Below are 12,564 nucleotides of genomic sequence, written 5' to 3'. Positions count from 1 at the left end.
CTTCTCCATCACCCCTTCCCCATCCCCTCCACCTCCGCCGCCGACAAAAACAGCAGCACCACATCGGACATGCCGAGCAGCGGCGTGAAGGTGACGATGGTGATGCCGCCGGTGGCGTTGGTGCGGGTGAGGCCCTCGGAATAGATGTCGAGCGGCGGTTCCTCGTCGAACCAGACGCCGTGCAGCGTTTCGCCCTGCCATTTCTCGCGGCCTTTCTCGAAACTCTTGAACGACAGCACGCTCTCGCCGGCCTGAACATCGCCGCCGCCGCCATGGCGCACCACGACGCTGTCGAGCGCGCCCGGCGCGCCGCGGCCCATCATGGTGTCGACGATGGCATCGGCCGGGATCATGCCGGTGCCCCATTGCGCCTGCTGCTGCGGCGGGCCGACCAGCACGCGCTGCGGATTGTCGCGCGTGCCCTCGCCGGTAACGCCGGCGGCCCACAGCCGCACCGGCGCATCGAAAATCTTGCCTTGCCACCACGCGGGATAGCGGCCCGTCAGGTGCATGGCCCATTCGGCGCCGCCGGCGCGGGTCTTGCCGAGCTGGTTGCCGGCCATGAACAGCCGCTCGCGGTTGGCGGCGCCTGCCGCGTGAAACGCCGCCTGCCTGGCATAGGGCCGGTAGGCGGCAAGCTGGTTGGTACGACGCCTGCGGTCAAGCTCCGCCAGCAGCGCCAGATATTCCGTCCTCGCCGCCACCGGCGATGTCTTCGAGGAACGGTTTGACCGCGGCTTCGAGCGCGCGGATGCGGCTGCGGATCTCTTCATCGCTCAGGGCATCCAGATGGTTGACGGCGACATCGAAATCCTTGGGCAGCACCGAAAGCACGATCTTCAGATACTGGTCAGGCTTGTCGGCCCGCACTTCGGCGATGACGCCGGCGCCATGGGCGCGGAAATCGGCGCGCACGGCGGCGAGAAAGTCGTCGCCCAGCGTTTTCTTCGGGCGTTTGCGGCGGGTCTCCGGCGCGGCCTCCGGGCTTGCGCTCCGGCTGGCGGCCGGCTTGCGCCCTTTGCCGCGCGCCGGCACTGCGGCGGTTTCGTCAGCCATGGCCCGTCACCGCCTCGGCATCGCCGGCCTTGGCCTTCGACGGCACGGACTTGACCGACCGGACCCGCTTCTTCTTCGAGCGGGCGGATTTCTTCCTGGCATTCGTGCCGCCCTTCGGCCGCCCGGCAAGCTTTGCGGCGCCCGGCAGGCCCTTCAGGCCCGCCATTGCGAGGCCGATGGCGCCGCTATGAATCGCTGGCTGCGGGAAAGCGAAGCCGCCGGCCGGGTCCCGCACCATGCCGATCAGCACGCCGGGCGCGACCTGCTCGATCCGGCCGAGCCGCGTCTGCGGCGCCGCACCCTCGAATTCGCCAATGGCGCTGACGACCTCAAGGCCGTCATCCCCGGCGATGATGGTGGCATAGCGTGGCATGGCGGGTTCTCTGGTAAGCAGCGTGGCCGCAAGGAGAGTGCATGTGATGTCGCGTCCCTTCGCGCCCCCCTCTGTCCTGCCGGACATCTCCCCCACGAGGGGGGAGATTTCAGCTTCGGCGCCTCGCTTTTTCTCCAACGTTGGCGATTGGCGAAAGCCGGGACACAGCCGATCTCCCCACCCGTGGGGGAGATGGCCGGCAGGCCAGAGGGGGGCGCCGTAGAGCGCCATCGTTCGAAGAGGAAAGCAAAACCAGAAACACAAAACCCGCCTCGGCGGCGGGTCGTCGGCGCAACTCAGCACCATAGATAAAAACATAGCATAGTTGCCTTCACCCCGTCAACAGCTTTTAGGAAAAAATTCCTCAAAAACTTTCAGCACTGCCCTGCGCAGCGAACGCCGCCGTCACGGCAATGGGCAGACAGGATCAGCCGAACTTACGAACCGGAGCCTCGCTGTGGAAATCGCGAAGCGCCTTGGCAGAGAATTGATCAGAAGACAGGCCTGGAGCACAGCACCCGCCAGAATCAAAAACCCGCCTCGGGGGCGGGTCATCGGCGCAACTCAGCACCATAGGTAAAAACATAGCATAGTTGCCTTCACCCCGTCAACAGCTTTTAAGAAAAAAATCCTATCTCGCCCGTCCCAGCCTGGTTCTCCCCGGGCCTGCCGGCCTTATCAGTTGGGTGCTGGAGCATTGACCGCGAATTGCGCGGCGAACGCCCTGGCATAGGCGGGCCGAGCTTCGCCGCGGGCCACATAGGCAGCAAGGTTTTGATATTCGTCCAGAATGCCCGACATTCTGAGCCGCAGCAGCACAGATACCATCAACAGATCGCCCGCGCTGAACGCACCGTCGAGCCAGTCGGCGGCGCCCAGATGGGCCGAGAGCCTGTCCAGCCGGGCGCGAACGCGGTCCTTCACCAATGGCAGGCGCTCCTCGCTCCAGGGCTTGTCGGCCTCGAATATTTTTGCCGTCGTCAGTTCGAGGATCGGCAGCTCGATGGTGTTGAGCGCGGCAAACATCCAGGTGATGGCGCGGGCGCGGGCATCGCGATCCTCCGGCAGCAGCCCCGGATACCGCTCGGCAAGGTGGAAGACGATCGAGCCGGTCTCGAACAGGCAGAGCGAACCGTCCTCGTAGGTGGGGATCTGGCCGAAGGGCTGGATGGCCAGATGGTCGGGCGCCTTCATCTCGGCATGGGAAACAAGACGAACCTCATAGGGCTGGCCCACTTCCTCGAGCGCCCAGCGAACGCGCGTGTCGCGCGCCAGTCCCTTCCCGCCGTCGGGCGACCGTTTGAATGCCGTAATGGTGATTGTCATTGCATCCGCTTCCTTGCCTGTTTCCGGGCTTCCTGGCGATGACGAACAAGCCTGCGCGGCAGCCCGACATCGGTCTTGAACTATTTTCCTTGCCGGGCGCGGATCGCGAATGGATGTCCGCGCGTTCTGAACGCCTATGCACGCCGCCTCAAAGTGACCTCGGTTTTGGGCGACATGCGTAGGCCGATACCTGCAAGTGCGTCGCACGGGCCCTGTTCAGCGTGACGCGCCTCACCGATGGGAGCAACCGCCATGAACGTCGCCAACCTGCAACTCGAGGGCCTGCTGATGGCCGTCGCATCGATCAACCACGTCCTGGTCAGGAAGGGCGTGCTGACATCAGAGGAGATCGACATCGCCCTGCGCAAGGCCGAAGCCGGCGAAACCAGCGAGGAGCGGTCCGAGGGCATGTCGGCGTCGAGCCGCGACGCCGTCAATTTCCCGATCCGGCTGCTGGAGCTCGCCAACCAGTGCCAGCCCGAAGCTGACATGCCGTCCTTTTCGAAACTGGCGCGCATGGTCGGCCAGATGAAGGAACCCTACAACGACCAGATGTAGCTACGCCCTGCCCGACCATCCCGGATTGAGCGAAAGCACGCGGCCCGGCCCGTGCACGGCAGCGAACAGCAGCCCGGCCAGGAAGGAAAAATGGTCGACGAAGAAGCCGAATTCCGCCTGGTTGCCGGCCCAGTGGCTCGGTCCGTGGAAGGCGAAGCCGAGGAACAGCACGTAAACCGCCGCAACCAGGGCGGCCGGCGTGAAGAAGGCTCCGGTGAGGAAAGCGATCACCAGCAGCACCTCCAGTATCGCCGCGCACCAGGCCAGGAACAGCGGAAACGGAAAGCCGGCGGCCGCGATATAGCCGGCGGTGGCACCCATGCCCATGAACTTGAACGTCACCGCCATCAGGAAGACGGCCGCGAAGATCAGGCGGGCGATGAGCAAGGCGGCGGTCTGCCACGGCGATTGGACGGTTGGCGACGGCATGGTTGTTCTCCCGTTTCGTTTGCTTGTCTTACCCAATTCCGGATGGAAACCGAACTTTCCTGGAATTGCTCCTAGGACGCGCCACGCACCGCGCATCCGACATATCCGCCGAAGTTTTTTCCGGATGTCGCGATCGGCGCAACATGATCGGGCCGCTGTCGCAAAAACCGGAGTCCGCTTTGCCGGATCCTTGATCCTTGATAAAGTGGGCCACATCGGCCCTGACGTATCTCTCCGCCATACGCCTGGAGCCGGCCTGAGGCAGCGGACCCGATATTCCGGTCCGTGATCGCCAAAGCGCGCAAAAGCCGCTATGGAACCAGCGGCGTCAAATGCTGTTATGTATGACCGCAGGGTCGCGCCGCGACGGCGGCGCGCCGGGGGTGGAAAGTGAGGCTCGGCATGGCGGACGACAAATCGAAGATCAAGCAGGATCGCAAGCTGGTTTCGAGCGAGGAAACCTATGAGGTTGCCGCTTTCGCCCGCAAATACGGCATCCCGCAGAGCGAGGCCCAGACCATCATCAAGCGCTACGGGCCCTCGAGGAAGAAGCTCGACAACCACATGGCCGCGCGCGGATAGCTCGGCGCGACCGGCTTTGGAAGCGTTGCCCGGGGCAGGACCCGGGCGCATTGCGGCACCGAATGGTTGGAGGCCACGGCCATGCCCGACACCGCGCGCAGAACCGGCAGTTGCCTTTGCGGCGGCGTGCAGTTCACCGTCAGCGGTCCGCCCCTGCGGGTGGGTCTCTGCCATTGCAAGGATTGCCGCAAGACCAGCGGCTCCGCCTTTGCCGCCTTCGCCATCTGGCCGCGCCAGGCGTTCGAGACATCGGGCATTCTCGGCACCTATGCCGGCCGCGGCTTCTGCCCGACCTGCGGCAGCCGTGTCGCCTCGCTCAGCGACGACGAAGCCGAGGTGATGATCGGCAGCCTGGACGTGGCGCCGACCGATCTCATGCCGGAGTACGAATTGTGGATCGGCCGGCGCGAATCCTGGCTGCATGCCTTGCCCGATACGCGGCAGTTCGAGCACGACCGGCCCGCCGCGCAGGCTCCCGGCCCGCCGCCGCCGAGGCCGCTGTCGGACGCAGCTCCCGGCGGCTGAAAATTAGTCGAAAAGTTTAGCGGCTGCGACGGAACCCCGGAACGGCGGCCGGCGTTATCGGGCGCCTCAGTTTCAATGGAGATCGCCGTGAACGACAAGTTCTTTCCCCGTCCGGTCAGGCTGAAGGTCGGACCGGCCCGCGAGCGCGTGGTGCGCAGCGCCTGGGAAGGCCTGGAATGCCTGCGCGACTGGCCCGGCAAGCACGGCCGGCGCTACCGCGCCGCATGGCGCAGCTGCCGCGATGCCCTCGATGGCTGGACCCCGGCCGAGAAGGCGATGCGGGCCATGATCGATGCCGGGCGCGAGGCGGAATTTCTGCCCGGCAACGGCAAATCCTGAAAGCCTGCCGCCTCAAGGGGCGGTTCGGAACCCGATAGCTGCATCGCGGCAAGCCGCCGGCTACTGTTTCGGCGGCTGCGGCGGCACTTCACCCGGTTTGATCACCGGCGTCTTGCCTTCGTTGGGCGCCGGCGCGGCCATGCCCTGGTCGCCTGTCGGCGGCGGCTTCAGCACGCCGCCGCAATCGTTCAGCGTCTCGGTCAGCGTGTTGTCGGTCGGCTGCTGGTTGCCGTCGGGCTTGGCCCGGCATTTTTCGCTGGGCGCCTGCTTGTCGGGGTTCTGCTGCTCGGCCTGTGCCAGCGCCGCGGCGGGCGCGGCGAGCATCAGGCTGACGGACATGATGGCGAGAAGTCTCATCTCGGCCTCCTTTCCGGGTTGGGCCGCCCTCACCGGCCGCCCAATAGTCGATGGCGTGCCTTCGATGGCTTGCCTCAATAACCGCCGACGATCGGCAGGATTTCGCCGGTGATGTAGCTGGAGCATTGCGGCGAAGCCAGGAACACATAGGCCGGCGCGATTTCCTCCGGCTGGGCGGGCCGCTTCATCGGCGTCTTGGCGCCGAACTGCGACACGTCCTGCGCCTCCTTCTCCGACGGATTGAGCGGCGTCCACACCGGCCCCGGCGCCACCGCGTTGACACGGATGCCCTTGCCGACGAGGTTGCCCGACAGCGCCCGGGTGAAGGCATGGATGCCGCCCTTGGTCATGGAGTAGTCGACCAGGTCCTTCGATCCCTCGATGCCGGTGACCGAACCGGTGTTGATGATGGCCGAACCCGGCTTCATGTGCGCCACCGCCTCCTGCGCCATATGGAAGTAGCCGTAGAGGTTGGTCTTCAGCGTGGTGTCGAAATGCTCTTCGGTCAGGTCGGCGAAATCGGTGGAATGGATCTGGAAGGCGGCGTTGTTGACCAGCACGTCGAGCCGCCCCAGTTCCTTGACGACCCTTGCCACGGCCTTGGCGCAGAAAGCGCGATTGCCGACATCGCCGCGCAAGGCGAGGCAGCGGCGGCCCTCCGCTTCGACCGCTTGCTTGGTCGCCTCCGCGTCACGGTCCTCGCTGAGATAGACGATGGCGATATCGGCACCCTCGCGCGCGAACAGCACGGCCACCGCACGGCCGATCCCAGAATCGCCGCCGGTGATCAACGCCGCCTTGCCTTCCAGCTTTCCCGAACCGCGCCAGAACGGCGCGTCATAGAGCGGCGCCGGCTCGATGGCCCATTCCTCGCCGGGTTTGGGATGATGCTGGGCGGGAAAAGGCGGCGCGGGATATTTTCGCGCGCCGGCCTGCATGGCGCCGTCGCCCTTGGGCTTGGCCTTGGCGCGGTCCTTGGCGTCGACCTTGCGCTGGATGCTGCGCTGCTTGCTGGTTGCTTTCGAACTGTCGCTCTGGGTGTTGGTCGGCATGGTCATCTCCTCTGTGTTTGGACCGGAGACATCCCGAACCTCCTCGCGCAACGCGCGGAACTGTTCGCGATGTCTTCGGTCCAAACGCTCTGCTCGCAGGGACAACGCATGTCGGCGGAAAAAGTTGGCGGCTTTCGCAGGCGCGCATTGCAACCGCTCGCGTCCTGCCGCCGTTTCGCCTGCCGGAGGCAATCATGTTCGAAGGTTTTCAGACCCTCGAGGTCGACTGCGGCGACGCCCGCATCTTCGCCCGGCGCGCCGGCGACGGGCCCGCCGTCCTTCTGCTGCACGGCTTTCCGCAGACGCATCTGATGTGGCGCGACGTGGCGCCACGCCTGGCGGACCGGTTCACCGTCATATGCGCCGACCTGCGCGGCTATGGCGCCAGCTCATGCCCGGCGTCGAGCGCCGATCACGCCCCTTACGCCAAGCGCGCCATGGCCCGCGACATGGTGGCGCTGATGGCCGAGCTCGGCTTTTCCAGCTTCATGGTCGCCGGCCATGATCGCGGCGGGCGTGTCGCCTACCGCCTCGCGCTCGACCATCCCGACCGCGTCGAAAGGCTTGCCGTGCTCGACATCGTGCCCACCGCCGACGCCTGGGACCGGGCCGACGCCAGGCTGGCGCTCGGCTATTGGCCGTGGTCGTTGCTGGCGCAGCCGGAGCCGCTGCCGGAAAAGCTCCTGGCCAGTGCGGCCGACGCGATCGTCGATGATGCCCTGGGCGGCTGGGGCTCGTCGCCAGAGACATTTTCCGCCGGCGTGCGCCAGGCCTATGTGGAGGCCCTGCGCGATCCCGCCCATGCCCATGCGATCTGCGAGGAGTACCGGGCGGCCGCGATGCTCGACCGCGAGCACGACCATGCCGATCGCGCCGGCGGCCGGCGCATAGCCTGCGCGGTGCTGGCGCTGTGGAGCGGGCAAGGCGCGCTCGCCGAATGGTATGCCGGCGAAGGCGGACCGCTGGCTTTGTGGCGCGGCTGGGCCGGCGATCTGCGCGGCCATGCGGTCCAAGACGGGCATTTCTTTCCCGAAGAAGCACCCGCGCAAACGGCCGCCGAATTGAGCGCTTTCTTCGCCGGCCCCGAGACCGCAGCCCGTCCGGCGAATGCCCAGAAGAGTACGTAGGGCTTTCCCGGGAAAGGGACGTGGCGCTTTCCCTGGGGAATCGCGTCGAACTCACGCCTGGAGCGGTTCAGCGGGAACCTTCGCAGCCGGCCGCGACCAGGGGAATTGGAACCACATCCTTGGCTGCGCAGTTGCAGGGGCATCGAATGAACCCGGGAGCAGATCCATGCCACGCGGAGAAAAATCGAAATACACCGACAAGCAGGAGCGCAAGGCAGACCACATCGCCGAGGGCTACGAGCATCGCGGCGTGTCCGAGAAGGAAGCCGAGCGCCGCGCCTGGGCCACCGTCAACAAGGATGATGGCGGCGGCAAGAAGGAGGGCGGCTCCGGCCGCGGCAAGCACACCGGCCATCCCGCCGCGCACAAGGGCGGCGAAAAAGGCGGCAAGGCTTCCGCCTCGCGTTCGGCGGGGAGCCGGTCGGCATCAGCCAGGAAGGCAGCCGCGACCCGCAAGCGCAACGAAGCGCACGCCCATTGATGCGCGGGGCGACCGGATCGCGAAATTCTTATGCGCCTTGCCTGCCCTCGCCCGGGCCGCTCTTGATCAGATCGTCGCCCGGCGGATCATCGAAGTTCGGCTCGGCCGGATTGTCGGACGGCGGTCTTTGCGGACAGTCCTCGTAGCCGTGGTCGCGGCCGCCGCAGAACGAACAGCACATGGCTTCGCGATCCCTGTTCCCGGGCGGCCATCGCGGGGTCTGGTAAGGCTTCCTGCCGAGCATGCCCAGCAATGCGCGAGGCGCGATTTGGTTGCGCGCCCGCGCCGTCCCTCGCAAGCGAACACGCCGGCTGTTGCGCAACCGCCAGACAAAGTGCGAATCTCCCCGGCATGCCGCAACCAAGCTTAATCGCCCGGCGTTGCGGATCATGCCTTGGAGAGACCGCCATGTCCGTTCGAATACTGTTGCCGACCGTGGCTGCCATGCTTGCCGCCACCGGCCTGGCCGAAGCCCGGCCCGACAGCCGCGCCATGCGCTGCGCGCAGATCCGCGCCATGATCCAGAGCCACCGCGCCGTCGTGCTGACCACCGGCCCCAATACCTATGACCGCTATGTCAGGCAGTTCGGCAATGAATGCGATTGGCCCGAAGTGCCGATGTCGGCCTATATCCCGGCCCGCGACGGGCACTGTCCGGTCTACCGCTGCGAGGAGCCGGTCAACAATTTCCCGAATTGACCGGTCGGCCAGGCGCCGGCATCGACGTTCGGGGATTGCCGCATCCCTGCCTGAAACCATTCCGAGGGGGCCGCGTTGACGCGTGGGGTGGCCGCCACAGGAGATGCCCATGACCGTCAACTGCCGCGTATCCATCGACAACCGGCCTCAATCGATCGAGGCCGTTTTCCAGGCCGTGCCCCGGATCGGCGAGAGCGTTTCGCTGTCCGTCGACGGAAACGCCCAGGACCTGCGCGTTTCGCGTGTCGTGCATGTGCCCGACGGCTCGCTCGAAGGAGCTGCGATCATCGTCGAGGTGACGGCCAACATCCTCTAGCCCCCTGAATCCGCAAATGCGGCGCGCCTTGGCCACGGCGGCGGCTTTCAGATGCCTAAGCCGATCGTCTGGCCGGCGTCTTCCATAGGGTGCTGCGGCACGATGATCGACGCCAGCGGCGCGTTCAGCGTCCATCTGAAATAGCCGGGCGAGCGCTCGATCACGGCGGACCCGCCGAGCGACTGCGGCGCCACCCTTTGCAGGACAACGGTGCCGAACCCCTTGCGCGTGGTGTCGTCGCGCTCGTCGCCGCCGCTATAGGGGGGCGACCGCTCCTCCCAGACAAGTTGGAATTCGCGTTCGGCCAGAGCGTCGTCGCTCATGCTCCAGGTCACCTCGACCCGGCCGGAATCGCTGGCGAGCGCTCCATACTTGGACGAATTGGTGCCGAGCTCGTGGAAAGCCATGCCGAGATTCTGCACCGCATTCGACTGCAAGGTCAGCAGCGGTCCCGAAAGCAGTATCTGCTCCTCGCGGCCGAACGGTTTGAGATGTTCCTGGACCAGGTCGAACAGGCTGGCTCCCGCCCAGTTCGAGGTGACCAGCAGATCGTGCGAGCGTGACAGCGCCATGATGCGGGCGCGGATCATCTCCTCGAACTCGCGCGGGTCCTGCGAGCGCTTGCTGGTTTCCCTGACCATCGACAGGATCACCGCAAACTGGTTCTTGACGCGATGGTTGACCTCGCGCATCAGCATCTTGATCCGGCGCTCGTTCTCCCTGCTGGCGCTGATGTCGCGGGCGATCTTCGAGGCGCCGACGATCTCGCCGCTGGCGTTCCTGATCGGCGACACCGTCAGCGAAACGGCAATGAAGGTGCCGTCCTTGCGCTTTCGCGTCGTCTCGTAGCTCGCGAGGCGTTCGCCGCGGCGGACCTTGGCGATGATCTCGGTTTCCTCGTTCTTGAGGTGGTCGGGGATGAGCATCAGGATCGACTGCCCCAACGCTTCCTCCGCGCTGTAGCCGAACATGCGTTCGGCCGCCTGGTTCCAGCTTTTGATGATGCTGTTCAGGTCCTTGCTGATGATGGCGTCGAAGGAGGAATCGACGATCGCCGCCAGCTGCGCATCGGCCGTTGCGTCCTGTTTTTCACCGCTTGCTATGTCAGCCATTGCCCCGCCAGGTGTCAGCCTATAGCCACTAGATAACGCGTGCGCCGGACAAGGCAATCACCTTGAAGCGGCCTGCTGCTTCAACTTCATCGAAATCGCCTCGCCGGCTGGAGTGATCGAGGGGAAGGTCGTTCCGCAGATCAGGGCGGCCGGCATCGGAGACGCCAGCGACCATACAAAATGGTTTTCGAGCACCAGGACAGAGCGGACATTCAAGTCCATGGGCACCGGAAGCGCGGAACCCGTCCTTGCGGGCCGGCATCACCTGAATGTCACCGCGCCTCAGTCAGAATGGCCGTCGCCCACATTGCCGTTGCCGCCCGGGGTGGACAGCAGTCCGAAGTCCTGGGACTTGACGCCCTGCTCCGCCGCCAGGAATCCGTCCGAGGCGAGGCCACGCCGCAAGAGCTCCCTGACCGCGGCCGAGCGGCTCGGCATGCGCTTGTCGAAGCGCCAGTTCTCCAGTGCCGCCAGTTCGTCGGCGGTCAGCATGACCTGCAAGCGTTCAGGACGTTCCAGTTCAGTCACGGCACTTCCTCGCACAACCGAATACGCGAATGAGTATCTGTCTCATTCCACTAATAATTAGGATAGCAATCCTAACACGTCAAGGTCGGCAAATACGCGACCTCCCCATCCTGCTCATGATGACTATAAAGCGTCGGGTGCGCCTTTGCGTAACCATGCTAACTAACTGATATACATCGAGTATTTTCAGATTTCCGCTTGCCACACACCGATGCGAGGCGCATGCTACAAAGGCAAAACCAGTCCAGGAGGTTTCCATGCGGTATGACTACTCGACGCGGTTGCGCGATGACGTTCAATCCGCGGTCACCACGGCTTTCAGGACGTACGGCATCGTCAACATCACCGCGGTGGCCGAACGGATCAGGCTCAGGAACCTCGACGAAAACGTTGCTCTCGAGGACGTCGAGCACCTGGTCCTGGCGGCCGCCCAACTGCTTGGCGCCGCCATCGAATTCGAGGGCCTGACCATGATCGACCGCTTGCCGGACGCTCATGTCAACGGCCGCCCCGGCGGACCGGCCCCTGCCCTGAAGCGCCTCGTCTGAACAGATTTGAGGCGACGCGCTAAGTCATTTCGGGAGACCTGCATCAGGGCTCCGGTGGCCGGGCGAGCCCGCTGGACGCGGCCTACCTGTGGAAATTGAGCGCGCGCGCTATATGGTGTTGAATTCCCCTCCGGAGAACACGCCATGACGCTCGACACACGCAAGCTCGGCAGCCAGGGGCTGCGGGTTTCTGCCATCGGCCTCGGCTGCATGGGCATGAGCCAGTCCTACGGCCCGGCCGACGAAGCCGAATCCATCGCCACGCTGCACCGCGCGATCGAACTCGGCTGCACCTTCCTCGACACCGCCGAGGTGTATGGCCCTTACGCCAATGAGGCGCTGCTCGGCCGCGCCTTGAAGGGCAAGCGCGACCAGGTGACCATCGCCACCAAATTCGGCTTTCGCATCGAAAATGGCCGGCAGGTCGGCACCGAACGCGACAGCAGGCCGCAAACCATCAGGGCGGCGGTTGAAGGGTCGTTGAAGCGGCTCGCCACCGACCATATCGACCTTCTCTACCAGCACCGTGTCGACCCAGCCGTGCCGGCCGAGGATGTCGCCGGCACGGTCGGCGAACTGGTCAAACAGGGCAAGGTCCGCTTCTTCGGCCTGTCGGAGGCGGGAGCCGCGAACATCCAGCGGGCGCACGCCGTGTTTCCGGTCTCGGCGCTGCAGAGCGAGTACTCGCTGTGGGAGCGCAATCTCGAGCCGGAAATCATTCCCCTGCTGCGGCAAACCGGCATCGGCCTGGTGCCGTTCTCACCGCTCGGCCGCGGCTTCCTGACCGGCGGCGCCAAGCGCGCCGAGGACTATCCGGAAGGTGATTACCGCCGCGGCGACCCGCGCTACCAGGGTGCGAACTATGACGCCAATGTCGAGGCCGCCGCAAAGGTCCGCGACATCGCCGCCGCCAAAGGCGTCAAGCCAGGGCAGATCGCGCTGGCCTGGCTCCTGGAGAAGGGCAACGTCTTCGGTGTCGACATCGTGCCGATCCCCGGCACCAAGCGGATCAAATATCTGGAAGAAAATGTCGCCGCTGCGTCGCTGAAACTGGAGGCCGCCGAGATGGCGGCGCTCGACGACGCGCTGGCCCCGGGGAAGGTCTCCGGCCCGCGCTACGGCGACCGCACCATGATGATGATCGACCGATAGGTTC

At 65.4% G+C, this 12,564-nt stretch carries 19 protein-coding genes and 1 pseudogene; 10 read left to right on the top strand and 10 right to left on the bottom strand.

The window, feature by feature from the left end; genetic code table 11:
- Nucleotides 1–44: 44 nt before the first annotated feature.
- The 4 genes and pseudogenes from FJ953_RS02360 to FJ953_RS02340 form a co-directional block, all read right to left on the bottom strand.
- A pseudogene (locus tag FJ953_RS02360) lies at nt 45–704 on the bottom strand (terminase family protein); the annotation flags it as partial.
- Nucleotides 661–1,056: a hypothetical protein gene (locus FJ953_RS02355; RefSeq protein WP_140521519.1), complete on the bottom strand. Its 396-nt coding sequence runs from the start codon at nt 1,054–1,056 to the stop codon at nt 661–663. The gene FJ953_RS02355 and the pseudogene FJ953_RS02360, both read right to left, overlap by 44 nt.
- Complete coding sequence (locus FJ953_RS02350) at nt 1,049–1,429, bottom strand: hypothetical protein (protein WP_140623021.1); 381 nt, start codon at nt 1,427–1,429, stop codon at nt 1,049–1,051. The genes FJ953_RS02355 and FJ953_RS02350 overlap by 8 nt, the downstream gene beginning before the upstream one ends.
- A 678-nt stretch (nt 1,430–2,107) precedes the next feature.
- The gene (locus FJ953_RS02340; RefSeq protein ID WP_140623019.1) at nt 2,108–2,755 is read right to left on the bottom strand and encodes a glutathione S-transferase family protein; all 648 of its coding nucleotides are present in this window, start codon (nt 2,753–2,755) and stop codon (nt 2,108–2,110) included.
- A 252-nt stretch (nt 2,756–3,007) separates the two neighbouring features.
- On the opposite strand from FJ953_RS02340, the gene FJ953_RS02335 reads away from it, so the two are divergent.
- Nucleotides 3,008–3,313 carry a hypothetical protein gene (locus FJ953_RS02335; protein ID WP_140499979.1) on the top strand — a complete coding sequence of 102 codons (306 nt, stop codon included), beginning with the start codon at nt 3,008–3,010 and terminating at the stop codon, nt 3,311–3,313.
- Here FJ953_RS02335 and FJ953_RS02330 read toward each other — a convergent pair whose 3' ends face one another.
- Nucleotides 3,314–3,742 (bottom strand): DoxX family protein, encoded by a 429-nt coding sequence (locus FJ953_RS02330; protein ID WP_140623018.1) that lies wholly within the window; start codon nt 3,740–3,742, stop codon nt 3,314–3,316.
- A gap of 402 nt (nt 3,743–4,144) precedes the next feature.
- Between FJ953_RS02330 and FJ953_RS02325 the strand changes: the two genes are divergently transcribed.
- The 3 genes from FJ953_RS02325 (at nt 4,145) to FJ953_RS02315 (ending at nt 5,188) form a co-directional block, all read left to right on the top strand.
- Nucleotides 4,145–4,324 carry a DUF3606 domain-containing protein gene (locus FJ953_RS02325; protein WP_115144153.1) on the top strand — a complete coding sequence of 60 codons (180 nt, stop codon included), beginning with the start codon at nt 4,145–4,147 and terminating at the stop codon, nt 4,322–4,324.
- Nucleotides 4,325–4,405: 81 nt separating this feature from the next.
- On the top strand, nt 4,406–4,849 hold the full coding sequence (locus FJ953_RS02320; protein WP_140582355.1) for a GFA family protein: 444 nt from the start codon (nt 4,406–4,408) through the stop codon (nt 4,847–4,849).
- A gap of 87 nt (nt 4,850–4,936) precedes the next feature.
- On the top strand, nt 4,937–5,188 hold the full coding sequence (locus tag FJ953_RS02315; protein ID WP_140499984.1) for a DUF982 domain-containing protein: 252 nt from the start codon (nt 4,937–4,939) through the stop codon (nt 5,186–5,188).
- Nucleotides 5,189–5,248: 60 nt separating this feature from the next.
- Here FJ953_RS02315 and FJ953_RS02310 read toward each other — a convergent pair whose 3' ends face one another.
- On the bottom strand, nt 5,249–5,545 hold the full coding sequence (locus FJ953_RS02310; protein WP_140499986.1) for a hypothetical protein: 297 nt from the start codon (nt 5,543–5,545) through the stop codon (nt 5,249–5,251).
- Between the two features lie 74 nt (nt 5,546–5,619).
- On the bottom strand, nt 5,620–6,597 hold the full coding sequence (locus FJ953_RS02305; RefSeq protein WP_140557876.1) for an SDR family oxidoreductase: 978 nt from the start codon (nt 6,595–6,597) through the stop codon (nt 5,620–5,622).
- A gap of 194 nt (nt 6,598–6,791) precedes the next feature.
- Between FJ953_RS02305 and FJ953_RS02300 the strand changes: the two genes are divergently transcribed.
- Together FJ953_RS02300 and FJ953_RS02295 are read left to right on the top strand one after the other, a co-directional pair.
- A complete protein-coding gene (locus FJ953_RS02300; protein WP_140623016.1) occupies nt 6,792–7,724 on the top strand; it encodes an alpha/beta hydrolase in 933 nt (310 codons plus the stop codon).
- Nucleotides 7,725–7,890: 166 nt separating this feature from the next.
- Entirely contained in the window at nt 7,891–8,205 is a 315-nt protein-coding gene (locus tag FJ953_RS02295; RefSeq protein ID WP_140499991.1) for a plasmid stabilization protein, read from the top strand.
- A gap of 28 nt (nt 8,206–8,233) precedes the next feature.
- Here the strand turns inward: FJ953_RS02295 and FJ953_RS30360 are convergent, their stop codons facing one another.
- Nucleotides 8,234–8,386 carry a hypothetical protein gene (locus tag FJ953_RS30360; protein ID WP_181167215.1) on the bottom strand — a complete coding sequence of 51 codons (153 nt, stop codon included), beginning with the start codon at nt 8,384–8,386 and terminating at the stop codon, nt 8,234–8,236.
- Nucleotides 8,387–8,613: 227 nt separating this feature from the next.
- On the opposite strand from FJ953_RS30360, the gene FJ953_RS02290 reads away from it, so the two are divergent.
- The gene (locus tag FJ953_RS02290; protein WP_140499993.1) at nt 8,614–8,904 is read left to right on the top strand and encodes a hypothetical protein; all 291 of its coding nucleotides are present in this window, start codon (nt 8,614–8,616) and stop codon (nt 8,902–8,904) included.
- Nucleotides 8,905–9,013: 109 nt separating this feature from the next.
- On the top strand, nt 9,014–9,220 hold the full coding sequence (locus tag FJ953_RS02285; RefSeq protein WP_140499995.1) for a hypothetical protein: 207 nt from the start codon (nt 9,014–9,016) through the stop codon (nt 9,218–9,220).
- Nucleotides 9,221–9,267: 47 nt separating this feature from the next.
- Here the strand turns inward: FJ953_RS02285 and FJ953_RS02280 are convergent, their stop codons facing one another.
- Entirely contained in the window at nt 9,268–10,332 is a 1,065-nt protein-coding gene (locus FJ953_RS02280; protein WP_140499996.1) for a PAS domain S-box protein, read from the bottom strand.
- Between the two features lie 282 nt (nt 10,333–10,614).
- Nucleotides 10,615–10,860 (bottom strand): hypothetical protein, encoded by a 246-nt coding sequence (locus tag FJ953_RS02275; protein ID WP_140499998.1) that lies wholly within the window; start codon nt 10,858–10,860, stop codon nt 10,615–10,617.
- Between the two features lie 257 nt (nt 10,861–11,117).
- Here FJ953_RS02275 and FJ953_RS02270 point away from each other — a divergent pair, with 257 nt between their 5' ends.
- Together FJ953_RS02270 and FJ953_RS02265 are read left to right on the top strand one after the other, a co-directional pair.
- The gene (locus FJ953_RS02270) at nt 11,118–11,408 is read left to right on the top strand and encodes a hypothetical protein (protein WP_224519116.1); all 291 of its coding nucleotides are present in this window, start codon (nt 11,118–11,120) and stop codon (nt 11,406–11,408) included.
- Nucleotides 11,409–11,552: 144 nt separating this feature from the next.
- On the top strand, nt 11,553–12,560 hold the full coding sequence (locus FJ953_RS02265; protein WP_140500000.1) for an aldo/keto reductase: 1,008 nt from the start codon (nt 11,553–11,555) through the stop codon (nt 12,558–12,560).
- The last annotated feature ends 4 nt before the right edge of the window (nt 12,561–12,564 follow it).

Source organism: Mesorhizobium sp. B2-3-6, from assembly GCF_006442305.1.
Taxonomy (GTDB): Bacteria; Pseudomonadota; Alphaproteobacteria; order Rhizobiales; family Rhizobiaceae; genus Mesorhizobium.
The sequence above is the reverse complement of the archived record's forward strand: the minus strand, read 5'-3'. Positions and strand labels throughout refer to the sequence as shown.